This window comes from Escherichia sp. KTE172 (genome assembly GCF_000408845.1).
Lineage (GTDB): Bacteria > Pseudomonadota > Gammaproteobacteria > Enterobacterales > Enterobacteriaceae > Escherichia > Escherichia coli.
The window spans coordinates 4,685,823-4,711,857 of sequence record NZ_KE137316.1 but is presented as its reverse complement, the minus strand read 5'-3'; the positions used below and the strand labels follow the sequence as shown (position 1 = coordinate 4,711,857).

Sequence of the window (26,035 nt, the reverse complement as noted above, 5' to 3'; positions counted from 1 at the left end):
TGGGTGATGACGGGATCGAACCGCCGACCCCCTCCTTGTAAGGGAGGTGCTCTCCCAGCTGAGCTAATCACCCGATACTGCGCTGGATACTACAACTAACTATGTTAGTGGTGGGTCGTGCAGGATGACTCGACTTCGTCTCGCCCTTCGGGCCGTTGCTGACGCAACGTTATCCTTCACGTTTTACTACCGCTTCCACCTTAGCGATTGGTGGGTCGTGCAGGATTCGAACCTGCGACCAATTGATTAAAAGTCAACTGCTCTACCAACTGAGCTAACGACCCACTTTTTCGTTGCTTTCGGTTTGTTTGATATCCCGTGGCAACGGCGGCATATATTACTGATTTCAGACTTGAGCGCAACAAAAATTTCGATGCAGATCACTCAACTGCTTATGATTCGCACGACACGACCAGAAATAATGCGACTTCTGGTCGTGTGTTATGCATTACATCGCGTTCAGACGTTTTTGCGCCTGTTTAGCGCCATCAGTACCAGGGTATTTACTGATAACCTGCTGGTATACGGCTTTCGCTTTTGCGGTGTCACCTTTGTCCTGCATGATGACGCCGACTTTAAACATCGCATCTGCAGCCTTCGGTGACTTCGGATAGTTTTTCACTACCGAAGCAAAATAATACGCCGCATCATCTTTTTTACCCTTGTTGTAGTTTAACTGACCCAGCCAATAATTGGCGTTTGGCAGGTAAGTTGAATCAGGGTAATTTTTGATGAAATTCTGAAATGCCACCATTGCGTCATCCTGGCGGGATTTATCCTGCACCAGCGCAATAGCTGCATTGTAATCCGTGTTTGCATCACCGCTTTTCACCGGCGCGCCAGCATTCGCAGTACCAGCATCAGCTGTCGGCGTCGTTGATGCCGCCGCACCGCTTTGATCGCCGCTGGTTGATTGCGCCGCTGCACCACCGCTGCTGAGGCTATCGATCTGCAAAAGGATCTGCTTTTGCCGCTCCACGACCTGATTCAGTTGATACTGATTTTCCTGAATCTGACCACGCAGGGAATCAATATCGGATTGATTATCAGAGAGTTGTTGCTGGAGTTGGGTTAAAAGCTGGCTGTGAGCATTTGAAATACGCTCAAGTTGAGTGACGCGGTCTTCGACCGAGCCTGAGCCGACACTACTGATTGGTGCCTGAGCATAAGCGGCCCAGGGGGCCGCTATACCAACCAGTAACGACAGACTCAATAGTTGATGTCTGAAGTTACTGCTCATGCAATTCTCTTAGTAAACCAGTACCGCACGACGGTTTTTGGAGTATGCCGCTTCGTCATGACCCAGTACTGCAGGTTTTTCTTTACCGTAAGAAACGATGGAGATCTGGTCTGCAGAAACGCCTTTACCCTGCAGGTACATCTTAACGGCGTTCGCACGACGTTCACCCAGGGAGATGTTGTATTCCGGAGTACCACGTTCGTCCGCGTGACCTTCTACGGTGACTTTGTAAGACGGGTTGCTACGCAGGAAGTTTGCGTGTGCATCCAGCATTTGAGCGAAGTCAGAACGGATATCGTACTTGTCCAGATCGAAGTAAACGATGTTGTTCTGCTGCAGCTGTTGCATTTGCAGACGAGCCTGCTCTTCGGAAGACATGTTGCCGTTGCCGCCGTTCGCATCCATACCAGTGCCGGCACCCAGCATGCCTTCGCTGCCGTCATTGCTGGCGTTCTTGTTGGAAGAACATGCCGCAATTGCCATAACAGGCAGAGCAATCATCAGCCCTTTCAGCACTTTGTTCAGTTGCATTTCAATGATTCCTTTACTATTCAATTAATTATTATCACAGATACGGCGACCAGGCAGGGAATTTGACCTGTCCATCAGTTGCCGGAAGACGCGCTTTGAAACGCCCATCTGTAGAAACCAAATTCAGCACGGATCCCATCCCCTGAGAAGAGCTGTAGATTACCATAGTGCCGTTAGGTGCCAGACTTGGCGTTTCATCCAGGAACGTGGACGACAGAACTTGTACGCCTCCCGTTGCCAGATCTTGTTTGGCAATGTGCTGCTGCCCACCATTGGAGCTGACCATTACCATAAATTTACCGTCGCTGCTGACATCCGCATCCTGGTTCTGCGAACCTTCCCAGGTAATACGTTGTGGCGCACCGCCGTTGATATTCACTTTATAAACCTGCGGACGACCGGCCTGGTCAGAAGTAAATGCCAGATTCTGGCTGTCCGGGAACCAGGTCGGTTCGGTATTGTTACTGCGACCATCCGTCACCTGGCGGATCTGACCCGAAGCCAAATCCATTACGTACAGGTTCAGGCTACCGGTTTTCGACAAGGCGAATGCCAGTTTGCTGCCGTCTGGCGAGAATGCAGGTGCACCGTTGTGACGCGGGAATGAAGCCACCTGACGTACAGCGCCATTTGCCAGCGTTTGGATGACAAGCGCGGAACGACCGCTTTCGAAGGTCACATAAGCCAGTTTAGAACCGTCTGGTGACCACGCCGGAGACATCAGCGGCTGCGGTGAACGGTGAACGACAAATTGGTTGTAACCGTCATAGTCAGATACGCGCAGTTCATACGGAAACTGACCGCCGTTGGTCTGAACAACGTAGGCAATACGGGTACGGAAAGCACCTTTAATGCCGGTCAGTTTTTCAAATACTTCGTCACTGGCGGTATGACCAGCATAACGCAGCCACTGCTTGTTCACTTTGTACGAGTTCTGAGCAAGTACAGTACCCGGTGCGCCGCCAGTGTCAACAAGTTGATAAGCAACATTGTAAGAGCCGTCCGGATTCGGAGTGACCTGGCCGACAACCACTGCGTCGATCCCCAGCGCAGACCATGCAGCTGGTTGTACTTCCTGCGCACTACCCGGCTGCTGTGGCAGACGAGCACGATCTAACGGATTAAATTTACCGCTGTTACGCAAGTCGGCAGCAACGATGCCGCCAATATCTTCAGGTGCTGCACCAGGACCCGCCCACTGGAAAGGAACAACGCCAATAGGACGACCGGAATCTACACCGCTGTCGATCACAATGCGGACTTCAGCATGCAGAACTGATGCCCACAGTATGAGAAAACCAAATGCTACTCGTAATGCCTGCTTCATCATATCTCCCTTATCTGGACCGATGGCCCACGATAATTTAGCAGAATGTTAACAAACTAAAATACACAAAACTACCAGAACCCCGTGGCAACCGGTGCCTGATGTTGACCGTCGGAACAGTCAGCATCGCGATTACGGTTTGAAGTCCAATGGCGCGTTTTTGAACACTTCATATACTGCCTGGCTTGGTGGTTTCGGGATCTTCGCAAGTTTAGCTGCTGCCAACGCAGCCTGACAAAGTGCGGGATCGCCACCTTCAGGTTTGATATCCAGTAACATACCATCGGGTGCCAGTTTTATGCGCAGCGTACAGGTTTTGCCTGCATAGGACGATGCGTCATAGAACTTACTTTCGATAGCAGATTTAATCTGCCCGGCATAGTTATTGATATCGGCCCCTGATGCGCCATTGTTTTTAGTATTACCACTCCCGGCTGGCGAAGCATTGTTCCCTTTCGCCCCTCCCCCCGTTTTCGGTGCATTCTTACCAGAGCTTAGCTCACCGAAAATATCATCTGCCTCTGCGGCAGCTTTTGCTGCAGCGGCTTTTTCAGCTGCTGCTTTTGCAGCTGCCGCTTTTTTGTCTGCGGCGGCTTTTTCTGCCGCTGCTTTCTTATCAGCTGCTGCCTTTTCAGCAGCCGCTTTTTCTGCTGCTTTTTTGTCGGCTGCAGCTTTCTCTGCTGCCGCTTTCTTATCAGCTGCAGCCTTTTCAGCAGCCGCTTTCTTCTCAGCTTCTGCTTTGGCTTTTTCAGCAGCTTCAGTTGCCGCTTTCTTTCTTGCTTCAGCTGCAGCTGCTTCTACCGCTTCCGCTTTCTTCTTCAGTGCCGCCGCGGCTGCCTCGGCTTTTTTCTGCGCTTCGGCTGCGGCTTTGGCGGCTTCTGCTTCTGCTTTTTTCTTCGCGTCTGCAGCCGCTTTCTTCGCAGCTTCTTCCGCAGCTTTAGCATCCGCTTCGGCCTTCGCTTTAGCATCTGCCGCCGCTTTCGCTGCCGCTTCTTCCGCTTGCTTCTGCTTTAACTCGGCCTGTTTTGCGGCTTCTTCAGCCTGCTTTTTCTGTTCCTGAGCAGCTAACCGCTCTTTCTCAAGTTGCTTCAGGCGTTCCTGTTCAGCCGCTTGTTTCTCACGCAGTTCTTCAGCAGCCTGCTGTTCCTTCATCTTGCGCTGCTCATCAGAACGCTTCGCGCTTGATTCCTGGCTTTGCATGCGTTTGTACTGCTCAACTACCGCACCTGAATCAACCATGACAGCGTCGATGGATGAACCACCGCCGCCTCCGGCTGAAGCTTCTATATTCTCATCGAACGAACTCCAGATCAGCGCCGCAAATAAGATGACATGCAGCACTGCTGAAATAATTATCGCCCGCTTGAGCTTGTCGTTTTGTTCGGTTGCCTTTGACACTCTCGGTTTCCAAAAACTGTTCGCCTGTTACCCGCTCTCTTTCAAGCAAGGGAAACGCAGATGTTTAGATAGGCTGCGTCATTAAACCAACCGATTTCACACCCGCACTATGTAACAAGTTCAGTGCTTTAATTATTTCATCGTAAGGCACATCTTTTGCGCCACCGATCAGAAAGACCGTTTTCGGGTTGGCCTTGAAACGGCTGGACACTTCCGCCACCACCTGCTCTGGTGGCAAACGCTCCAGGCGATCTTTCTCAACCACCACGGTGTACTGACCAATACCAGACACTTCAACAATCACTGGCGGATTATCGTTACTGCTCACCGCCTGTGATTCAGTAGCGTCTGGCAGATCGACCTCCACGCTCTGGGTGATGATGGGCGCTGTCGCCATAAAGATCAGCAACAGCACCAGCAGTACGTCCAGCAACGGTACAATGTTGATTTCGGACTTGAGATCGCGACGACCTCGTCCACGCGCTCTGGCCATGGCTTACCCCTTGTTGCTCTCGCTAACGGTAAACGCCTGGCGGTGCAGAATCGCGGTAAACTCTTCCATAAAGTTGTCGTAATTCAGTTCCAGTTTGTTTACGCGCTGGTTGAGACGGTTATAAGCCATTACCGCCGGAATTGCGGCGAACAGACCAATTGCCGTCGCAATCAACGCTTCTGCGATACCGGGCGCAACCATTTGCAGTGTTGCTTGTTTTACCGCCCCGAGGGCGATAAAGGCGTGCATGATCCCCCAGACCGTACCAAACAGACCAATATACGGGCTGATGGAGCCAACCGTACCGAGGAACGGAATGTGTGTTTCCAGATTTTCAAGTTCACGGTTCATGGAGATACGCATAGCACGCGACGCCCCTTCCACTACGGCTTCCGGCGCATGGCTATTGGCACGATGCAGGCGCACAAACTCTTTGAACCCGCTGTAAAAGATTTGTTCCGAACCAGTCAGATTATCCCGTTTCCCCTGGCTCTCTTGATAGAGGCGAGAGAGTTCGATTCCAGACCAGAATTTATCTTCAAACGCTTCGGCTTCACGCGCCGCTGCGTTAAGAATACGGGTCCGCTGGATAATAATGGCCCAGGATGCGATTGAAAAACCAATCAAAATCAACATGATAAGTTTAACCAGAAGGCTAGCCTTCAGGAACAAATCAAGGATATTCATGTCAGTCACTGCTTAAACTCCGCGACAATAGACTTGGGAAGCGCACGAGGCTTCATTTTGAGTGGGTCAACGCAAACAACCAGAACCTCTGCTTCATTCAGCAAAGTATTCTCGGCGTTGACAATACGTTGCGTGAAAACCAAAGAGGTGCCACGCATTGATGTTATTTCAGTCTGTATTTCGAGCATATCGTCGAGCCGCGCAGGTGCGTAATATTCCACCGTCATTTTACGTACCACAAAGGCAACGCGTTCAGCCATCAGCGCCTGTTGACTGAAGTGATGATGACGCAGCATCTCTGTGCGTGCTCTTTCATAAAAAGCGACGTAACTGGCGTGGTACACCACACCACCGGCATCGGTATCTTCATAGTAGACGCGAACCGGCCATCGAAACAGCGTTGTATTCACTTTACATCCCGGTAATGCAACAAAAGTTAGAGCTTTTAAACGCTGCTACTATACGCGCGCGATTGAGGTTTGGGAATGAGGGCAAGTTAAGGGAGCGTAAAAATTTATGGGCCTGGAGCGGCCCATAATTTTTTAAAGAGAATTCTGATTTAAAAGAAGAAGAAAATCAGCCCGACAATGAGAACAATATCGGCAAGCAATGGGCAAAAAATCCCTTGCCAAAGAACCTTCTGCGGACGAAAGCCCACGCCGTGAATCACACCAGCACAGACGGCCCACATCAGCAATAAACCATGCCAGATTTCCAGTTCACTGGTCTTCGCGGCGAAACGTGATGGGTCCCAAAACATACATCCTGCTAACAGAAGCGCCATCACGAAGGAAAGCGCCCGCAGGGGGCGCTTGTCCATTACCGCATACAAGGTTGCGATAATCTTACTCATCAGATGTCTTCTTGACCGGCTTTGCCTGATTCGACGTGCTCAAGCGCCAGCGCGGTGATTACCCCAAACGAACAGGCAAGAAGCGTTCCCAGAATCCATGCGAAATACCACATTTTTAGCTCCTTACTTAGTACAGAGAGTGGGTGTTACGTTCAATATCTTCTTTGGTGATACGACCGAACATTTTCCAGTAACACCAGGCGGTGTAGAGCAGAATGATCGGTACCAGAACCACCGCAACCCAGGTCATGACGTTAAGCGTCAGCTGGCTGGATGTTGCATCCCACATTGTCAGACTTGCGTTCATCATGGTGCTGGACGGCATCACAAACGGGAACATTGCGATACCGGCAGTCAGGATGATACAGGCCAGCGTCAGGGAGGAGAACACAAACGCCCACGCGGCTTTATCCATACGTGCAGTCAGGATGGTCAGCAGCGGCAGAACCACACCCAGTGCCGGAATAGCCCACAGAATTGGCGTGTTGTTGAAGTTTACCAGCCATGCGCCAGCTTCACGAACCACTTCTTTATTCAGTGGGTTAGAGGCTGCGTAATGGTCCATTGTCGATTTCACGACATAACCATCGATACCGTACATCACCCATACGCCAGCCAGTGCGAAACAGACCAGTGTCACCAGTGCCGCCACCTGAGCCGTTGCACGGGTACGCAGGTGCAGTTCGCCCACGGTACGCATTTGCAGATAGGTTGCGCCCTGAGTAATGATCATCCCTACGCTCACCACGCCTGCCAGCAGGCCGAACGGGTTAAGCAGCTGGAAGAAGTTACCGGTGTAGTACAGACGCAGATATTCATCAACGTTGAACGGTACGCCCTGCAACAGGTTACCGAACGCCACACCAATCACCAGCGGCGGAACGAAGCTACCAATGAAGATGCCCCAGTCCCACATGTTACGCCAGCGGGTTTCTTCAATCTTGGAGCGGTAGTCAAAACCGACCGGACGGAAGAACAAAGACGCCAGCACGAGGATCATCGCCACATAGAATCCGGAGAACGCAGCGGCATAGACCATCGGCCAGGCAGCAAACAGAGCGCCGCCCGCGGTGATAAGCCAAACCTGGTTACCGTCCCAGTGTGGTGCAATGGAGTTAATCATAATTCGACGCTCGGTGTCGTTACGACCGAGGAAACGGGTGAGCATGCCCACCCCCATGTCGAAACCGTCAGTGACTGCAAAACCAATCAGCAGAACGCCAACCAGCAGCCACCAGATAAAACGCAATACTTCATAATCGATCATTTGACGACTCCTGTCTTAGCGTGCCGGCTGAGTAGTCGTGGAAGACTGCTCAAAGTGATAGCGACCGGTTTTCAGGCTGCTTGGGCCGAGGCGTGCAAACTTGAACATTAAGAACAATTCTGCCACCAGGAACAGGGTATACAGGCCGCAAATCAGCACCATTGAGAAGATGAGATCGCCTGCGGTCAGTGACGAGTTCGCCACAGCTGTCGGCAGCACTTCACCGATAGCCCACGGTTGGCGGCCATATTCAGCCACGAACCAGCCCGCTTCTACAGCAATCCACGGCAGCGGAATACCGTACAGCGCGGCGCGCAGCAGCCATTTTTTCTCGCCAATGCGGTTGCGGATGACACTCCAGAAAGAGAGCGCGATGATTGCCAGCAGCAGGAAGCCACACGCCACCATGATACGGAACGCGAAGTACAGCGGCGCTACACGCGGAATGGAGTCTTTGGTTGCCTGTTGAATCTGCGCTTCAGTCGCATCAGCCACGTTTGGCGTATAGCGTTTCAGCAGCAGACCGTAACCGAGGTCTTTCTTCATGCTATTGAACTGGTCACGAACCGCCTGGTCGGTAGAACCAGAACGCAGTTGCTCGAGCAGAGAGTACGCCTTCATCCCGTTACGAATGCGTTCTTCATGCTGCACCATCAGTTCTTTCAGGCCGATAACTGGAGTATCCACGGAACGCGTTGCAATGATGCCCAGCGCGTAAGGGATCTGGATCGCAAATTTGTTCGTCTCCTCTTCCTGATCAGGAATGCCGAACAGAGTAAAGGCAGCAGGCGCAGGTTGCGTTTCCCACTCGGCTTCAATAGCAGCCAGTTTGGTTTTCTGCACGTCGCCCATTTCGTAACCAGATTCATCACCCAGAACAATAACAGACAGAACGGCAGCCATACCGAAGCTGGCAGCGATAGCAAAGGAGCGTTTAGCGAAGGCGAAGTCACGACCTTTCAGCATATACCATGCGCTGATACCGAGGATGAACATCGCGCCAGTCACATAACCAGACGCTACAGTGTGAACGAATTTCACCTGAGCAACCGGGTTAAGCACCAGCTCGGAGAAGCTCACCATCTCCATACGCATAGTTTCAAAGTTGAAATCGGACGCGATTGGGTTTTGCATCCAGCCGTTCGCAACCAGAATCCACAGTGCGGACAGGTTTGAACCGAGCGCCACCAGCCAGGTGACACACATATGCTGAACTTTACCCAGACGATCCCAACCGAAGAAGAACAGACCTACAAAGGTGGATTCGAGGAAGAAGGCCATTAGACCTTCGATTGCCAGCGGCGCACCGAAGATATCCCCTACATAGTGGGAATAGTAAGACCAGTTAGTCCCGAACTGGAACTCCATGGTCAGACCGGTAGCCACACCCAGAGCGAAGTTGATACCAAACAACTTGCCCCAGAACTTGGTCATATCTTTATAAATCTGTTTGCCGGAAAGGACGTAGACCGTTTCCATAATGGCCAGCAGGAACGCCATACCGAGCGTCAGTGGCACAAAAAGGAAGTGGTACATCGCGGTCAAGGCAAACTGTAAGCGCGACAGTTCGACTATATCTAACATCATGACTCCTTGCTCATCGCATGAAGACTCCGAGAGTGAACCCCGTTAGAAAGGGTCACACGCATGCCCCAATACAAAATTATTTGCTCGCCTCTATCGTTGCCATTTCATCAAAAGAGGAAAAGACAATGATAAAAAAGTTACAAATATGTTAATGAATAAACCAAATTGATCCCGTAATTATATTACGCCGCAAAATCCTTACAATAAACAGGTTTTTATTGAGCAAATTTGCATTTTTCGACAGTGATCAATTTATAGCGAAATTGTCACGATCTCACCAATTTGATCTACGACAATTTATCGTGTTTTGCAGATTTTTTTCAAGAATTAAAAATTGATTTATATCAAAACCAACCAAATATGTTAATTATGTATAAACCATAGATCATTGGTGATTTTATTGTTAATTTATTGTGAAATATTTATGCAACACAATTATTACAATGAAAAGGTATAGATAAAAAACCAGTGTTTTATTTAACAGAACCGCCTTATCCACTTTTTATAATACCAATTGATTAGATTAGCCAATTTGTTGCTATTTTACATAACATATTTTTATCAAAGTTAATTGATTGTTGCGTTTATGAGCACCGGCCGTAAGCCCGTTATGTTATTGTTTCATTAGTAATAATCACTTAAATGTATCGATGAAACAGGTATGACTTAGCGGGAGTGATTGTTTCTGAGTGAACAGAGACCACTTTCGCCTGATAAATGAAAAATGAGCGATTTTTGCAAGTTAGTTTTTCTATAGCCGAGTACGCTCAGCGCCTCGCTTGATTACAATGAGGTTGCTGCTATGAGTCCTGATAATATCAGTTCTGCTGTCAATCGCTTCTCAGGTTGGCCATCTAATGATCCTCTAAAAACAGATAAAGAATCAATGACATCACCCATGACTGTGCAGGTAATAAAGATGATTGCCGCCATCCTTGACCCACATCGGATAGTCGTTGGAATCGATACACTTTATACAACGCAGCGCGAAACATTTACCTCAGAGAGTCAACAGCTCATTGAATCAGCATTGCAAACACTTCATGTGATGAATTTAAATAACCTGGAAACAAATCTCGATGAGGAAGGTCACTATCTGGCTTTTGGATATAACGTTGACACTCCTGACAGAATAACCGTTTCTGCTTATAATGAAAAAAAGCCTGGCTGCTATGGCCAATGTCTTTTAATACAGGATGACGAAACAGACTTATTTAACCTGATAAAAGTTAAAATTTTTGAAGCCAGGCATAATTATGTCGCTCAATTGATGAGCGATCCGGAATTTATGTTCAAATTTAGTTATAGCGCTCAACAAAATAGATTAGAACCTCATCTTCTGGTTCCCACTTATTTCCCTCTAAAAACAAACGAACCGGTTACGCAAGAGGATGTACTGTTACTTTATCGTTTCTTTAAAATGGATGGTGATTTTAATATATTAACATCAGATGAATACATGAGTATCATGACACCTCTAATGAAGTGTGAGCGTAGCATCCACGACCACAACAGGTATGTGACGGGCAAAGATACCCTTCTTCTGGACTATCCTCCTTCTGGTAACCAGATATATTTCCATATTTTTCCTGACGAATCAGCAACACTAGTCCTTTATTTTTCAAACAATGACATTGAATGTTTCGTCTTTGAAAGAGATATTCCGAGCCAGTATCGCTTTTTCAAAATGTTTACCAATCTGGCACTGGTTATTGATCAGTTAACCGATGCCAATCAAATACTTTAATTTTTATATATTCCCTGTGGCAAATATTGCTAAACAATGCCCGGGGATTAATTTTTATTACTCACGGAAAGATTTAAATAATGATCCCATCTCAAATCTCTTTCAACACCCTTCCTGTCAATGCAACATACGCTTCAGAGACAACAGTTGACACACAAAAATTCTCTGACATCCTCTACTCAGCGGGGTGTTCCCTAAAGGATCTGGCTTATTTGAGCAGATGTCTGGCATCAATACATCCGACTATCGCCAAAAACATTTATGAAACAGAAAATCTCAGCGATCAAAAATTACTACATATTGATTGCCGTAGTACAAATGAAATCAAGATAAATATCTTTTTTGGTCAACAACGAGAAGGATTAATTGAAATTAGTTCTGACACAGTCATTTTTTCGATACTGTCTTCATTGATTGACTCCACCATTTCTAAATTTCAACACCAAAACCCCGTTAACGGTTCTGTAAATCCTGACCTATTGTATGAGGATTATACTGATTAAATCCCTCCTGTCGCGAAAAATGGCCTGCGTTATTGCCAGACGTAATAAAACTTTTGATTAACGTTTCTCGTACTGGTAGCACCTTCATGTACTTTTCTTTTTTACGAAAAATCAAAAGAGCTAACAAAGGTCATAATTCGCATGAATCATTAATTATTTGTTATTTTCAACATTATTTTTACATTAAGCAGAGATGAATTGCAGTGAAATTCGACTTAACTTTTATGAAATGCATTTACTCATGGCTAAAGCCACGTCACAAAAATGCAAATTAGAAGTTGATCACAATTATCTCAATACATCAAATCAAGTTAATTTTAAAAATTTAACATTCATGACATTAGTTGACATAACACACTGAATTAAAATGAGAATTTGAAAACACACTTTAAACAATCATTTCCCGAAAGACATTTTGAAAATAGATCAATTGCAACATTACGGTCAGATAAAGACACTCCTGTGATATTAAACCTGTGCCGTTATGAGCGGCCATAAATACGACGTGTGTAACTTATTTTACTCTCTGTCTTACAAAGGATTACCCATGAAGAAAGCAACACTTGTGATTGGCGTTATTGGCGCGGACTGCCATGCAGTAGGCAATAAAGTTCTGGACCGCGTTTTTAGCAACCATGACTTCAGAGTTATTAATCTGGGCGTAATGGTCAGCCAGGACGAATATATTGATGCTGCCATTGAAACTGGTGCTGACGCGATTGTCGTCTCCTCTATCTATGGGCATGGCGATATCGATTGTCTGGGCATGCGCGAACGCTGCATCGAGCGTGGGCTGGGTAACATCCTGCTCTATGTGGGCGGTAACCTGGTGGTCGGAAAACATGACTTCGCTGACGTGGAAACCAAGTTCAAAGAGATGGGATTTGATCGCGTCTTTTCCCCAAGTCATGACTTAGAAGATGTTTGTCAGCTGATGGCCCACGATATCAACCAACGTCATAACGTTGATACTCGCATTCTTGAAGAGGCAATCTGATGCAAATCGTCTCTGTCGATATTGGTTCGACGTGGACCAAAGCAGCCCTCTTCACCCGGGAGGGGGACGCGTTAACGTTGGTTAACCACGTTCTGACCCCAACCACCACCCATCATCTGGCGAAGGGGTTTTTCTCCAGCCTGGACCAGGTGTTAAACGTAGATGATGCCCTCCCCCTGTTAAACAGTGGTGAGGTTGCATTGAAGTATTCCTCCTCTGCCAAAGGTGGGCTGGCGGTTGCCGCAATGGGATTGGTGCCTTCTATCACCCTGGAAACCGCGAAAGTAACCGCTCACTCTGCGGGTGCTAAAATTGCGCAATATTACGCCTACAAGCTGAACCGCCGTGATATCCAGGCACTGGAAGAAACGCAGCCCGATATTCTCTTATTCACCGGCGGCACCGATGGCGGAGAAGAAAGCTACGGACTGAATAACGCCCGTGTGTTGGCAGAATCCAAACTCGACTGCGCCATTATTTATGCCGGAAACCGGGATATTCAGGACGAGGTGCAGGAGATCCTCGGGCATAAAGACCTGACCATCGTCGACAACGTTCTGCCCGATCTTGACCATCCGAACCCTTTAGCTGCACGCCAGGCTATCTGCGACATATTCCTTAAACGCATCGTTAAAGGGAAAGGGCTGGATGTCATTGTTGATAAAACAGGCGAAGAACCAATGCCGACACCATGGACGGTCTTTGAACTGGTTAAGGCAATCAGTAACGTCGATCACAGCTGGAAAGAGTTCATGCTGATCGACATGGGCGGCGCAACCACCGATGTCTATTCCGCCTGTGCCAACACGCTCTCGCCCGACACTGTTTTACATGGCGTACCGGAACCCTTCGTAAAACGGACGGTGGAAGGCGATCTGGGAATGCGCGTCTCGGCAATGGTGGTTGGTGAAAGTGCGAAAGAGTTAGTCAATGTGAATTTTGCTCAGCAACCCGCACAGCTGGACGCTTTTTATCATTACCTCCGCCATCTAGTCGCTCATCCCGACTACTTACCCGCGAATGCAGAAGAAAAATATTTCGATACCGTCCTGGCCGGACTGTGTGTGGGTTATGCCACCGAAAGACATGCGGGCACCAAAAAAGAGGTCTGCACCTGCGTCGGCAATGTCGATTTACAGATGGGACGAGACCTGACAACCGTGCGTAAAGTCGTGGGATCCGGCGGATGGCTCTCGCGTGCCAGTCAGTTCGATATGCATCACTGGTTGAAATACCGCGAGTTAAACGACGACGGTAAACGCATTCTCTTACCGACCGAATTTGAATATTACCGCGATTCCCGGGGGCTATTACCACTGCTGGCAAACGTCGCCAGAGTCGATCCGCTGGCCGCCGCGCGCACCAGTATTCAATGCTTAACCCTATAACAATTAAGGCTGCAATCAATGGAACTTCGAAATAAGAAATTAACCCATAACGAATTCATGACCGAGCGGCAACAGGTATTGAAAACCTGGGAAACCGGCAAGGATGTTGAAAACTTTGAAGATGGCGTTAAATACCAACAAACCATTCCTGAGCATAAACGCTTCTCTCTTGCCCTGCTGAAAGCAGACAAGGAAGGTAAAACTCTTAGCCAACCGCGCGCAGGCGTGGCGCTGATGGACGAACACATCGAACTACTGAAAACACTACAAGAAGAGTGCGATCTGCTGCCGAGCACCATCGATGCATATACCCGTCTGAATCGGTACGAAGAAGCTGCTGTAGGGATTAAAAAATCCATCGAAGCCGGAACCTCTAAACTGAACGGTTTACCGGTCGTTAACCACGGCGTCGCAGCTTGCCGTCGCCTCACCGAAACTCTGCAAAAACCGCTACAGATCCGCCACGGCACGCCAGATGCGCGTCTGCTGGCTGAAATCTCGATGGCCAGCGGCTTTACCAGTTATGAAGGCGGCGGCATTTCCTACAATATTCCGTATGCCAAACGCGTAACGCTGGAAAAATCGATCCGCGACTGGCAGTACTGCGACCGTTTAATGGGGATGTATGAAGAACACGGGATCCGCATCAACCGCGAACCGTTTGGCCCACTAACGGGTACGCTGATCCCGCCGTTTATCTCGCACTCTATCGCGATAATCGAAGGCTTGCTGGCGCTGGAACAGGGTGTGAAATCTATCACCGTTGGTTATGGACAGGTCGGCAGCCTGACGCAGGATGTTGCGGCGATCCAGTCTCTGCGTGAACTTGCACACGAATATTTTCAGAGCTATGGCTATACCGACTATGAATTAAGTACCGTGTTTCACCAGTGGATGGGCGGCTTTCCGGAAGACGAATCGAAAGCGTTCGCTATTATCTCCTGGGGCGCAGCCGTCGCGGGGATGTCTGGTGCCACCAAAGTCATCACCAAAAGCCCGCACGAAGCCTGGGGTATCCCGACTGCCGCTGCCAACATTCAGGGGCTGAAAGCCTCCCGCCAGATGCTCAACATGGTCAACGAGCAGAAATTCCCGCCGTGCCCTGCGGTTGAACTGGAAATTGAACTGATTAAGAGCGAGGTTCGCGCAGTACTGAATAAAGTGTTCGAACTGGGTAATGGTGATATTGCGCGCGGTACGGTGCTGGCATTTGAAGCGGGCGTACTGGATGTGCCGTTTGCACCAGCCGCGTGTAACGCGGGCAAAATTCTTCCGGTCCGTGACAACACCGGCGCGATACGCGTACTGGAAGCTGGAGCCGTTCCATTGCCAAAAGATATTCTCGACCTCCACCACGATTACGTTGCTGAACGCGCACGCTTTGAAGGACGCCAACCGACATTCCAGATGGTTGTAGATGACATCAATGCTGTATCCCACAGTAAATTAATAGGAAGACCATAATGAAAATAAAACAGGCCCTGTTCACCGCTGGCTACTCCTCATTCTATTTCGATGACCAGCAGGCGATAAAAAACGGAGCGGGTCATGACGGCTTTTTTTATACCGGGGAGCCGGTAACACAGGGGTTTAACGCCGTTCGTCAGGCCGGGGAGTGCGTATCGGTACAGTTGATTCTGGAAAACGGCGCGGTCGCCGTAGGTGACTGTGCTGCCGTACAGTATTCCGGGGCAGGTGGTCGCGATCCACTGTTCCTCGCTGAGCACTTTATTCCGTTTCTCAACGACCATATCAAGCCATTACTGGTAGGCCGCGATGTGGATGCTTTCCTGCCGAATGCCCGTTTCTTCGACAAATTGCGTATTGACGGCAACTTGCTGCATACCGCCGTGCGCTACGGATTATCACAGGCGCTGCTTGATGCTACCGCGCTGGCAACCGGCCGTCTGAAAACTGAAGTAGTTTGCGATGAATGGCAGTTGCCACGCGTGGCGGAATCCATTCCATTATTTGGTCAGAGCGGTGACGATCGATATATCGCCGTCGATAAGATGATCCTTAAGGGCATCGACGTGCTGCCCCATGCACTGATTAATAACGTCGAAGAGAAACTAGGCTTTAAAGGTGAAAAACTGCGCGAATATGTCCGCTGGCTGTCGGATCGTATTCTGAGCAAGCGCACCAGCGCACGCTACCACCCTACCCTGCACATCGATGTATACGGCACTATCGGTCTGATCTTCGATATGGATCCGCTTCGCTGTGCGCAATACATCGCCAGCCTGGAAAAAGAAGCGCAAGGCCTGCCGCTCTACATTGAAGGGCCGGTCGATGCCGGTAACAAGCCCGATCAAATTCGCCTGCTGACCGCGATTACCAAAGAGCTGACGCGCCTCGGTTCCGGCGTGAAAATTGTGGCCGATGAATGGTGTAACACCTACCAGGATATTGTTGATTTTACTGATGCCGCCAGTTGTCACATGGTGCAAATCAAAACCCCGGATCTGGGCAGTATTCACAACATCGTCGATGCGGTTCTTTACTGCAATAGCCACAGCATGGAAGCGTACCAGGGCGGCACCTGCAATGAAACTGATGTCAGTGCCCGCACCTGTGTCCACGTCGCCCTTGCCGCTCGCCCTATGCGTATGCTGGTAAAGCCAGGGATGGGCTTTGACGAAGGCCTCGATATCGTCTTCAACGAAATGAATCGTACTATCGCGCTGTTGCAGGCTAAGGATTAACAAATGGCTCGTTCTTTTAAAGTGTTATCGCCAACGGCAATCCTCGGGTATGGATTCCCGGAAGAGAGCTTCCGTAAAGCGATGGCAGAATCGCCCGATCTGATCGCCGTTGATGCAGGCTCTTCCGATCCAGGCCCCCACTACCTCGGGGCAGGCAAACCGTTTACCGATCGCGCAGGGGTCAAGCGCGATCTGCGCTATATGATCACCGCAGGCGTGCAAAATAATATACCGGTGGTGATCGGAACGGCTGGCGGTTCTGGTGCCGCACCACACCTGGAGTGGTGCCGAGAAATAATTCATGAGATTGCCCAGGAAGAGCACCTCTCGTTCTCAATGGCGCTGATCCCGGCAGACGTTGACAAAGCCATCGTCCACCAGGCGCTGGATAACGGCAAAATCACGGCGCTGGAGTTTGTCCCGCCGTTAACCCACGACGCGATTGACGAAAGTACGTATATCGTTGCGCAAATGGGCATCGAACCCTTCCAGCGGGCGCTGAAAGAAGGCGCGCAAGTGGTGCTGGGCGGGCGCGCTTACGACCCGGCCTGCTTTGCTGCGCTTCCGATCATGCAAGGCTTTGATGAAGGTCTGGCGCTGCATTGTGGGAAAATCCTTGAATGCGCGGCAATCGCCGCAACGCCCGGCTCAGGCTCTGACTGTGCGATGGGCATCATTGATGACAACGGCTTTACGCTGAAGACATTTAATCCGAAGCGTAAATTTACCGAAACGTCAGCGGCTGCACACACACTGTATGAGAAATCCGATCCCTACTTCCTGCCTGGACCTGGCGGCGTGTTGAACCTGAAAGGCTGCACATTTAAAGCGGTCAATGACAGCGAAGTGTACGTCAGCGGTTCTAAGCATGAAGAAACGCCGTATTCCCTGAAACTGGAAGGTGCGCGACGGGTGGGCTTCCGCTGTCTGACCATCGCCGGAACGCGCGACCCGATCATGATCGCCGGGATCGATAAAATCATCGATGAAGTCAAAACCAGCGTTTCGCGTAACCTGTCGCTCGACGATGACAGCATTCACATCAATTTCCACCTGTACGGCAAAAACGGGGTGATGGGCGACCATGAACCGATGCAAACTGCCGGGCATGAGCTGGGGATTGTCCTTGATGTAGTTGCACCGACCCAGGAGATTGCCAACAGCGTTTGCTCGCTGGTGCGCTCTACTATGCTGCACTACGGCTATGAAAACCGCATCGCTACCGCAGGCAACCTGGCGTTCCCGTTCTCCCCTTCTGATATCCAGGGCGGGCCAGTATACGAATTTTCCATATATCACCTGATTGAAGCCAACGACGCTCTGCGTTTTGATTTCCATATTGAACAGGTGACGCCAGAAGGAGTTCAGGCATGAAACAGTCAATTGTCTCACTGGCGCAAGTCATTCGTTCGAAAAATGCCGGACCTTACGAACTGGTTTTAGATATTTTATTTAAAACGAAAGAAAACTATGAGCGAGTTAAATCATCAGGGCAATTAACCCCAGAACTGATCGCGCGCTTATATCATGTTGAACCTGACTTTATTCACCGTATTGTCTGGTTTGATCCTTCTAACGCAGTAAAAATCGTCATGCCACGAGATATTATCTCCGGGAATGTAGGTGACAATGATGTCTATGGCGCACAGCAACATGCACCTTTATTAAATATGAGTTTCGATTTGTAAAAATCCGAACACTTTTAGCCAACTGACATCCCGTCACTTATTGCAGTTCAACACTTCAGCTATTTGTAAGGTTGTAATAGCAGGTAGATGCCTGAATCTCTATTCGGGCATCTACTTCTCCTGATTCTGATTTATCGCGGTGCACCTGATGGAGGAAAAAATGAAGAAAATAAGTTTAACCACGATGATTCTTTTGGCGCTGGTACTTGGAATGATTATCGGCGTAGTGCTCAATAACACTGCTTCACCGGAAACCGCAAAACTCTATGCGCAAGAAATATCGATATTCACGACGATTTTCTTACGACTGATAAAAATGATTATCGCTCCGTTAGTGGTCTCTACCCTGGTGGTAGGTATAGCTAAAATGGGAGATGCCAAAGCCCTTGGTCGTATTTTTTCTAAAACACTCTTTTTATTTATTTGCGCCTCATTGCTGTCAATTGCCTTAGGCTTGATAACAGTAAATTTCTTCATGCCAGGCACAGGAATTAATTTTGTTGCACACGGAGCCGAAACCACCGGAGTGGTCGCGTCAGAACCCTTTACGCTAAAAGTATTTATTTCGCATGCTTTCCCCACCAGCATTGTCGATGCCATGGCGCACAATGAAATTTTGCAAATCGTGGTGTTCTCAATTTTCCTCGGCTGTAGCCTGACGGCGATTGGCGAGAAAGGCAGCGCCATCGTTCACGCCTTAGATTCGCTGGCACATGCCATGTTAAAGCTCACTGGCTACGTCATGCTCTTCGCTCCCCTGACCGTATTCGCTGCTATTTCAGCATTGATTGCTGAACGAGGACTGGCAGTTATGGTGAGCGCCGGGATCTTTATGGGTGAATTTTATTTCACCATGTTATTACTTTGGGTGCTGCTTATCGGTCTGGCCATCGTTTATGTTGGCCCCTGCATCAGACGCCTGACCCGCGCCCTTTCGGAACCCGCCCTGCTGGCATTTACCACATCCAGTTCTGAAGCGGCTTTTCCGGGAACGCTTGAAAAACTGGAGCAATTTGGCGTTTCCCCCAAAATTGCCAGCTTTGTCTTACCCATTGGCTACTCATTTAATCTCGTTGGATCAATGGCCTACTGCTCCTTCGCCACAGTTTTCATCGCCCAGGCCTGCAATATCCATTTATCCATCGGTGAGCAAATCACCATGCTGTTGATCCTGATGTTGACCTCGAAAGGAATGGCTGGCGTACCACGCGCCTCAATGGTGGTTATCGCCGCCACGCTCAACCAGTTCAATATTCCGGAAGCGGGGCTGATCTTGCTGATGGGCGTTGATCCGTTCCTTGATATGGGGCGTTCAGCGACAAACGTCATGAGCAACGCAATGGGCGCTGCGATGGTGAGTCGGTGGGAAGGCGAACATTTCGGCGAGGGCTGTCGGGGTAAAGCATTAAAACCCAATGAATCGAACGTTGCTCTGCCCTGAGGGGGATCTTAAGCAATCAGAAGCCAATGACTACGCATTTTTATAAGCCGGATCATGAAGTTAGACGGCAATTAAGTAAAACTAACGTTTAAGGTGAAAAGTGAAATATGTCCAAACCATTTATCTGGCAAGAACCGTTTCTACAAAATAAAGACGGTACAGAATATACATTAATTAGCGATCAACATATTACAGTAACGGAATTAGACGGCGAAGAAGTGATAAAAATCGCTCCTGAAGCATTAACGCTGCTTGCCCGGCAGGCATTTTATGAAGCCTCTTTTTTCTTACGTTCCGCTCATTTGCAACAGGTCGCCAGCATTCTTAACGATCCGCAGGCCAGTAGTAATGATAAATACGTTGCGTTGCAGTTATTACGTAATGCTGAAGTCTCAGCAAAAGGGGTATTACCCAACTGTCAGGATACCGGCACCGCAACTATTGTTGCCAGTAAAGGGCAACAGATATGGACGGGAGGTAACGACGCTGAAGCCTTAAGCAAAGGCATTTACAGTACTTTCCAGGAAAATAATCTGCGCTTTTCACAAAATGCGCCGCTGGATATGTATACCGAAGTCAATACGCAAACCAATCTCCCGGCGCAGATTGATATCAGCGCTGTCGCTGGTAATGAGTACCATTTTCTCTGTGTTAATAAAGGGGGCGGCTCTGCCAATAAAGCCGCGCTTTATCAGGAAACCAAATCCTTATTGCAACCAGAAAAACTGACCGCATTTTTAATCGAAAAAATGAAATCGCTGGGCACCGCTGCCTGCCCGCCTTACCACATCGCCTTTGTCGTCGGAGGGCTTTCAGCCGATCAAACCTTAAAAGTTGCCAAGCTGGCCTCAACGAAATATTACGACAATTTGCCCACCAGCGGAAACGAGCAAGGACAAGCATTCCGTGATATTGAGCTGGAAAAAGTATTGCTCGAGGCCAGTCAGCAATTTGGTATTGGTGCGCAATTTGGAGGTAAATATTTCGCTCATGATATTCGCGTCATTCGTCTGCCGCGTCACGGTGGCTCCTGCCCGATAGCTATGGCGCTCTCCTGTTCTGCCGATCGCAATATCAAAGCAAAAATTAACAAGCACGGTATCTGGCTGGAAAAACTCGAACACAATCCGGGGCAATATATTCCAGCCTCACTGCGGGAAGAAAATCACGCGCAACATGTACAACTGGATCTAAACCGTCCGTTGCGTGACGTGATGCAGGATCTCGCCAGATTACCGGTAGGCACCCGCGTGTCGTTAAGTGGTCCCATCGTAGTGGCACGCGATATCGCCCACGCCAAAATAAAAGCGCGGCTGGATAACGGCGAACCGATGCCGGATTACCTGAAGCATCATATTGTCTATTACGCTGGCCCGGCGAAAACACCGGAGAACATGGCCTGCGGTTCACTGGGTCCAACCACGGGCGGTCGAATGGACGGTTATGTCGATACCTTCCAGGCTGCTGGCGGCAGTCTGGTAATGTTATCGAAAGGTAACCGCAGCCAGCAGGTCACCGATGCCTGTCACAAACATGGCGGCTTCAATCTGGGAAGTATTGGCGGTGCAGCTGCGTTACTGGCGCAAGAATATGTCAAAAGTCTGCGTTGCCTGGAATACCCGGAGCTGGGTATGGAAGCGGTGTGGATGATGGAAGTGGAAAATCTGCCCGCATTCATCCTGGTAGATGATAAAGGCAATAATTTCTTTAGTCAGTTTGAGCAGCAACACCGCTGCGCCAGTTGCCCTGCGGGACATTAAGGAAAATGAATGGAAGCGCGAATTTCAACTGAACGGCATGTGCAGCGCCAGCAGAAATTGAAGGAACAGGTCGATACGCGCGTCGCGGCGGCGATAGAGAAAAAAGGGATTTTGATTGTTTTCACCGGCAATGGCAAAGGGAAATCCACTGCCGCGTTTGGTACTGTGACGCGCGCGGTGGGTCATGGCAAAACGGTGGGGGTTGCGCAGTACATCAAGGGACAATGGGACAACGGCGAATACAACCTTCTCCAGCCGCTCGGGGTTGAGTTTCATATTATGGGAACCGGTTTTACCTGGGAGACACAGAACCGGCAAGCGGATATCGACGCGGCGAAAGAGGTCTGGTCGGAAAGCAAACGGATGCTGGCTGACAAGCGTTACGACTTAGTGGTGCTTGATGAGCTGACCTATATGCTGGCTTACCATTATCTGGATACCGAAGAAGTGATCGCTTCTCTGCAAAACCGCCCGGCACAACAAAGTGTCATTGTCACCGGACGCGGTTGCCACAGTCAGATATTAAAAATGGCAGATACGGTCAGCGAAATCCGCCCCGTCAAACATGCTTTTGATAACGGCATTCAGGCCCAGCCGGGCATCGACTGGTAATAACTGCGCCTGGCATCCCGCCAGGCGCAGGTTTTACATCTCCTGCGGTACAACCGATTTCGCCAGCAACCATTCACGAAATTGCTGCAAGTGCGGTGAGTCAAACTTCTCTTCCTGCCACGTCATAATAAAACGGTTACCGGTACGAATAGGCACATCACAGGGGATCACCATATCGCCACTATCCAAATCATGTTGAATAGCGAAACGTGGTAACAGCGCCACGCCGAGATTCGAGCGCACGGCGGCAATCAGCATTGAAAGCAAATCGAAACGTGGTCCGTTGTTGACTAGCGGACTGCTAACGCCAGATAAGGCAAACCACTCTTCCCAGCCAGTAATACGGGTACTTTGATGCAGAAGTGGTAATTCTGTAAGCAGTTCTGCCACTGACAGTTTTTGATCGGACATTGCAAGCAAACTGCCGCTGCATACCGGCAAAATCTCCTCTTCAAAGAGATATTCTACTTCCGCCCAGGGCGCGCAAAAATTTTCGCGCATAATGACAGCATCGTACTCCCGATTAAGAAAATCGCCGTTATTAGCTAAAGAGTGAATATTAACAATAATATCGGGATGTAACTTTGTGAATTCATGTAAATTTGGGATTAACCAGTGGGTACTAAACGTAGGATTCACGGCAAGTTCAATAACCTGAACCGTAGGCTGCCAGGTCATAATGGTATTGGTATCTCGTTCCAGCTTATTTAATGTTTCTTTTACTATCCCCAGGTAATACTTCCCTGCATCATTAAGAAAAATACGTTTTTTAGAGTGTGAAAATAACGGAGTATGTAAAAATTCCTCCAGCGCACTCACTTGTCTGAATACTGCACTTTGGGTCAACGCTAACTCCTCTGCCGCTCTGGTATAACTTTCATGACGTGCGACGACCTCAAAAGTCACCAGCAGCTCCGTTTTAGGTATTTTTCCTCGCATAATGCCGTCCCTTAAAAATAGTTTAAACCATCAAAAATACATTACTTATTACGAAGTAATGGTAACCAAAGCAGCAATAAATAATTTATAAGAATCATGATTGACATTTATAACCCAGTAAGCCTGGCGTGACAAATATCTTAATCAGATAATAATAATCCGAAAAGCACAGCGCCTTTCGAATTATCCGGAATCACATTAAGTGAAAATTATTAAATTGATATCATTTATCATATCTGTGGATATTATGATAAACAATCAACAAAGATTTTATTTTTGATTTATAGCATATCCCTCTAAGAATTTTTGCGATGCTGCAATATCCGGGGTAAAGACCCGATCCTGGCTGACAAATGGCACGACTTGACGATAAGCGGTGAACATCGCTTTTGTTGATTTACTTAACGCTACGGTCAAACGCTGGGAAGCCAGTGCATCAGGTAACGATTCGAAATTCGCCGTCGTTCTTATTCGTGGCTTGCGGTCGGTTGCGGCAATCCACAGTGGCTGTGGCCATGCAGTCAAGCCAGCGGTCAGATTTCGACCGTGGTTAACATTTAAGGCATAAAAAAGGCCATCATACGATGGCCAACCATGTCGAAACCGACAGCCCTTCGCCATTCCTGTAGAGGGAAGCGGCGAGGGCTATTTCTTATTACAGATATTTATTTCAGAACAGTTTTCAGTGCTTCACCGATATCCGCCAGGCTGCGAACGGTTTTCACGCCTGCGGCTTCCAGAGCAGCGAATTTCTCATCCGCAGTCCCTTTACCACCGGCAATGATGGCACCCGCGTGGCCCATACGTTTGCCTTTCGGCGCAGTCACACCAGCGATGTAACCCACAACAGGCTTGGTAACGTGCTCTTTGATGTACGCAGCCGCTTCTTCTTCAGCGCTACCGCCGATCTCACCGATCATCACGATCGCTTCGGTCTGCGGATCTTTTTCGAACATTTCGAGGATGTCGATAAAGTTAGAGCCAGGGATCGGGTCACCGCCGATACCGACACAGGTCGACTGACCGAAACCGTAATCCGTGGTCTGTTTAACCGCTTCATAGGTCAGTGTACCGGAACGGGAAACGATACCCACTTTACCCGGTTTGTGAATGTGACCCGGCTGGATACCGATTTTGCATTCACCCGGAGTGATAACGCCCGGGCAGTTCGGGCCGATCATACGAACGCCTGCTTCATCCAGTTTCACTTTCACGGTCAGCATATCCAGCGTCGGGATGCCTTCAGTGATGGTGATAATCAGTTTGATGCCTGCATCAATAGCTTCCAGAATGGAGTCTTTGCAGAACGGTGCTGGTACGTAGATAACAGAAGCGGTAGCGCCAGTAGCAGCAACAGCTTCACGCACGGTGTTGAACACTGGCAGGCCGAGGTGGGTGGTGCCGCCTTTACCTGGGGTTACGCCGCCAACCATTTTAGTGCCGTATGCAATGGCCTGTTCTGAGTGGAAAGTCCCCTGGCTACCGGTAAAGCCCTGGCAGATAACCTTGGTGTTTTTATCAATTAAAATGGACATTATTTCCCCTCCACTGCGGCAACAACCTGCTGAGCTGCATCCGTCAGACCTTTTGCTGCAATAATATTCAGGCCGCTGTCAGCCAGTTTCTTCGCGCCGAGTTCGGCGTTGTTACCTTCCAGACGTACCACGACCGGTACGTTAACACCCACTTCCGCTACCGCGCCGATGATACCGTCAGCGATCAGGTCGCAACGAACGATACCGCCGAAGATGTTAACCAGAACGGCTTTCACTTTGTCGTCAGAGAGGATGATTTTGAACGCTTCGGTTACGCGCTCTTTGGTTGCGCCGCCGCCAACGTCCAGGAAGTTAGCTGGTTCGCCGCCGTGCAGTTTAACGATGTCCATCGTACCCATCGCCAGACCTGCGCCGTTAACCATACAACCGATGTTACCGTCCAGCGCAACGTAGTTCAGTTCCCACTGTGCAGCCTGTGCTTCACGTGGATCTTCCTGCGACTGGTCACGCATTTCACGCAGATCAGGCTGGCGGAACAGTGCGTTGCCATCAGCGCCCAGTTTGCCGTCGAGGCAAATCAGATCGCCCTGTTTGGTAATGACCAGCGGGTTGATTTCGATCAGCGCCAGGTCGCGCTCCAGGAAAATGGTCGCCAGGCCCATGAAGATTTTGGTGAACTGCTGAACCAGTTTACCTTCCAGACCCAGTTTGAACGCCAGCTCGCGTCCCTGATACGGCATCGGACCAGTCAGCGGATCAAGCGCAACTTTATGGATCAGGTGCGGAGTTTCTTCCGCCACTTTTTCGATTTCCACGCCGCCTTCGGTGGATGCCATAAAGACCACACGACGGGAACTACGGTCTACAACGGCACCGAGATACAGCTCTTTAGCGATATCGGTCGCTGCTTCAACCAGAATCTGGTTAACCGGTTGGCCATTGGCATCTGTTTGATACGTTACCAGACGCTTGCCCAGCCAGTTTTCTGCAAAAGCACGGATGTCTTCTTTGCTGTTTACAACTTTCACACCGCCCGCTTTACCGCGGCCACCAGCGTGAACCTGACATTTCACTACCCACGGACCGGCACCGATTTTTGAAGCGGCTTCTTCTGCTTCGCGCGGAGTAGTACAGGCATAACCCACCGGGGCTGGTAAGCCATAGCGGGCAAAAAGTTGTTTTGCCTGATATTCATGTAAGTTCATGTGTTCTGTCCATCCTTCAGTAATCGTTATCTTTTAAACCGTAGACCGAATATTTCGTATCGCTTCCGGGTATTGTCGGTCACCCGTAGGCCTGATAAGACGCGCAAGCGTCGCATCAGGCATCGCGTGTCGGATGCGGCGCGAGCGCCTTATCCGACCTACATTGATGGT

General features: G+C 49.2%; 25 protein-coding genes and 2 tRNA genes. 11 read left to right on the top strand and 16 right to left on the bottom strand.

Annotated elements, in window-relative coordinates:
- From G434_RS02105 to cydA, 13 genes are all read right to left on the bottom strand, one after another.
- Positions 1 to 73 (bottom strand) — tRNA-Val (locus G434_RS02105).
- Positions 74 to 208: 135 nt separating this feature from the next.
- A tRNA-Lys gene (locus G434_RS02110) sits at positions 209 to 284 on the bottom strand.
- A 164-nt stretch (positions 285 to 448) separates the two neighbouring features.
- Entirely contained in the window at positions 449 to 1,240 is a 792-nt protein-coding gene (cpoB, locus tag G434_RS02115) for a cell division protein CpoB (protein ID WP_000097587.1), read from the bottom strand.
- A 9-nt stretch (positions 1,241 to 1,249) separates the two neighbouring features.
- On the bottom strand, positions 1,250 to 1,771 hold the full coding sequence (gene pal, locus G434_RS02120) for a peptidoglycan-associated lipoprotein Pal (protein ID WP_001295306.1): 522 nt from the start codon (positions 1,769 to 1,771) through the stop codon (positions 1,250 to 1,252).
- 34 nt (positions 1,772 to 1,805) lie between these two features.
- On the bottom strand, positions 1,806 to 3,098 hold the full coding sequence (tolB, locus tag G434_RS02125; protein ID WP_001295307.1) for a Tol-Pal system beta propeller repeat protein TolB: 1,293 nt from the start codon (positions 3,096 to 3,098) through the stop codon (positions 1,806 to 1,808).
- A gap of 132 nt (positions 3,099 to 3,230) precedes the next feature.
- Entirely contained in the window at positions 3,231 to 4,496 is a 1,266-nt protein-coding gene (gene tolA / locus G434_RS02130; protein ID WP_000030646.1) for a cell envelope integrity protein TolA, read from the bottom strand.
- Between the two features lie 64 nt (positions 4,497 to 4,560).
- Complete coding sequence (gene tolR, locus G434_RS02135) at positions 4,561 to 4,989, bottom strand: colicin uptake protein TolR (protein ID WP_000090097.1); 429 nt, start codon at positions 4,987 to 4,989, stop codon at positions 4,561 to 4,563.
- Between the two features lie 3 nt (positions 4,990 to 4,992).
- Positions 4,993 to 5,685, bottom strand: a complete 693-nt coding sequence (tolQ, locus tag G434_RS02140; protein WP_000131314.1) for a Tol-Pal system protein TolQ — start codon at positions 5,683 to 5,685, stop codon at positions 4,993 to 4,995.
- Entirely contained in the window at positions 5,682 to 6,086 is a 405-nt protein-coding gene (ybgC, locus tag G434_RS02145; RefSeq protein WP_001098384.1) for a tol-pal system-associated acyl-CoA thioesterase, read from the bottom strand. Before ybgC ends, tolQ begins: the two co-directional genes overlap by 4 nt.
- A 149-nt stretch (positions 6,087 to 6,235) precedes the next feature.
- A complete protein-coding gene (gene ybgE / locus G434_RS02150; RefSeq protein WP_000034602.1) occupies positions 6,236 to 6,529 on the bottom strand; it encodes a cyd operon protein YbgE in 294 nt (97 codons plus the stop codon).
- Positions 6,529 to 6,642 carry a cytochrome bd-I oxidase subunit CydX gene (gene cydX, locus G434_RS02155; RefSeq protein WP_000270282.1) on the bottom strand — a complete coding sequence of 38 codons (114 nt, stop codon included), beginning with the start codon at positions 6,640 to 6,642 and terminating at the stop codon, positions 6,529 to 6,531. Before cydX ends, ybgE begins: the two co-directional genes overlap by 1 nt.
- 14 nt (positions 6,643 to 6,656) lie before the next feature.
- Entirely contained in the window at positions 6,657 to 7,796 is a 1,140-nt protein-coding gene (cydB, locus tag G434_RS02160) for a cytochrome d ubiquinol oxidase subunit II (RefSeq protein ID WP_000568275.1), read from the bottom strand.
- Positions 7,797 to 7,811: 15 nt separating this feature from the next.
- Positions 7,812 to 9,380 (bottom strand): cytochrome ubiquinol oxidase subunit I, encoded by a 1,569-nt coding sequence (gene cydA / locus G434_RS02165; RefSeq protein ID WP_000884361.1) that lies wholly within the window; start codon positions 9,378 to 9,380, stop codon positions 7,812 to 7,814.
- Between the two features lie 805 nt (positions 9,381 to 10,185).
- Here cydA and G434_RS02170 point away from each other — a divergent pair.
- From G434_RS02170 to cobO, 11 genes are all read left to right on the top strand, one after another.
- A complete protein-coding gene (locus tag G434_RS02170) occupies positions 10,186 to 11,130 on the top strand; it encodes a hypothetical protein (protein WP_001305591.1) in 945 nt (314 codons plus the stop codon).
- Between the two features lie 80 nt (positions 11,131 to 11,210).
- Positions 11,211 to 11,633, top strand: a complete 423-nt coding sequence (locus G434_RS0126180) for a hypothetical protein (protein ID WP_000613115.1) — start codon at positions 11,211 to 11,213, stop codon at positions 11,631 to 11,633.
- A 547-nt stretch (positions 11,634 to 12,180) separates the two neighbouring features.
- Complete coding sequence (gene glmS / locus G434_RS02175) at positions 12,181 to 12,630, top strand: methylaspartate mutase subunit S (protein WP_000710394.1); 450 nt, start codon at positions 12,181 to 12,183, stop codon at positions 12,628 to 12,630.
- Positions 12,630 to 14,018: a methylaspartate mutase accessory protein GlmL gene (glmL, locus tag G434_RS02180; RefSeq protein ID WP_001167707.1), complete on the top strand. Its 1,389-nt coding sequence runs from the start codon at positions 12,630 to 12,632 to the stop codon at positions 14,016 to 14,018. Before glmS ends, glmL begins: the two co-directional genes overlap by 1 nt.
- Before the next feature lie 18 nt (positions 14,019 to 14,036).
- On the top strand, positions 14,037 to 15,482 hold the full coding sequence (locus G434_RS02185) for a methylaspartate mutase subunit E (RefSeq protein ID WP_000423334.1): 1,446 nt from the start codon (positions 14,037 to 14,039) through the stop codon (positions 15,480 to 15,482).
- Positions 15,482 to 16,723, top strand: coding sequence for a methylaspartate ammonia-lyase (locus tag G434_RS02190; RefSeq protein ID WP_000695027.1), 1,242 nt, complete (start codon positions 15,482 to 15,484; stop codon positions 16,721 to 16,723). The genes G434_RS02185 and G434_RS02190 overlap by 1 nt, the downstream gene beginning before the upstream one ends.
- A 3-nt stretch (positions 16,724 to 16,726) precedes the next feature.
- On the top strand, positions 16,727 to 18,097 hold the full coding sequence (locus G434_RS02195; protein ID WP_000124259.1) for an acyclic terpene utilization AtuA family protein: 1,371 nt from the start codon (positions 16,727 to 16,729) through the stop codon (positions 18,095 to 18,097).
- Complete coding sequence (locus tag G434_RS02200) at positions 18,094 to 18,411, top strand: DUF4387 domain-containing protein (protein ID WP_000813947.1); 318 nt, start codon at positions 18,094 to 18,096, stop codon at positions 18,409 to 18,411. The genes G434_RS02195 and G434_RS02200 overlap by 4 nt, the downstream gene beginning before the upstream one ends.
- A gap of 160 nt (positions 18,412 to 18,571) precedes the next feature.
- Positions 18,572 to 19,852, top strand: a complete 1,281-nt coding sequence (locus G434_RS02205) for a dicarboxylate/amino acid:cation symporter (RefSeq protein WP_000724204.1) — start codon at positions 18,572 to 18,574, stop codon at positions 19,850 to 19,852.
- 107 nt (positions 19,853 to 19,959) lie between these two features.
- Positions 19,960 to 21,612, top strand: coding sequence for a class I fumarate hydratase (locus G434_RS02210; RefSeq protein WP_000042475.1), 1,653 nt, complete (start codon positions 19,960 to 19,962; stop codon positions 21,610 to 21,612).
- Between the two features lie 9 nt (positions 21,613 to 21,621).
- On the top strand, positions 21,622 to 22,224 hold the full coding sequence (gene cobO, locus G434_RS02215) for a cob(I)yrinic acid a,c-diamide adenosyltransferase (RefSeq protein ID WP_000388207.1): 603 nt from the start codon (positions 21,622 to 21,624) through the stop codon (positions 22,222 to 22,224).
- A gap of 33 nt (positions 22,225 to 22,257) precedes the next feature.
- Here the strand turns inward: cobO and G434_RS02220 are convergent, their stop codons facing one another.
- From G434_RS02220 to sucC, 3 genes are all read right to left on the bottom strand, one after another.
- A complete protein-coding gene (locus tag G434_RS02220; RefSeq protein WP_001214259.1) occupies positions 22,258 to 23,163 on the bottom strand; it encodes a LysR substrate-binding domain-containing protein in 906 nt (301 codons plus the stop codon).
- Between the two features lie 665 nt (positions 23,164 to 23,828).
- A complete protein-coding gene (gene sucD / locus G434_RS02225) occupies positions 23,829 to 24,698 on the bottom strand; it encodes a succinate--CoA ligase subunit alpha (RefSeq protein ID WP_000025458.1) in 870 nt (289 codons plus the stop codon).
- The gene (sucC, locus tag G434_RS02230; protein ID WP_001048602.1) at positions 24,698 to 25,864 is read right to left on the bottom strand and encodes an ADP-forming succinate--CoA ligase subunit beta; all 1,167 of its coding nucleotides are present in this window, start codon (positions 25,862 to 25,864) and stop codon (positions 24,698 to 24,700) included. Before sucC ends, sucD begins: the two co-directional genes overlap by 1 nt.
- Positions 25,865 to 26,035 lie beyond the last annotated feature (171 nt).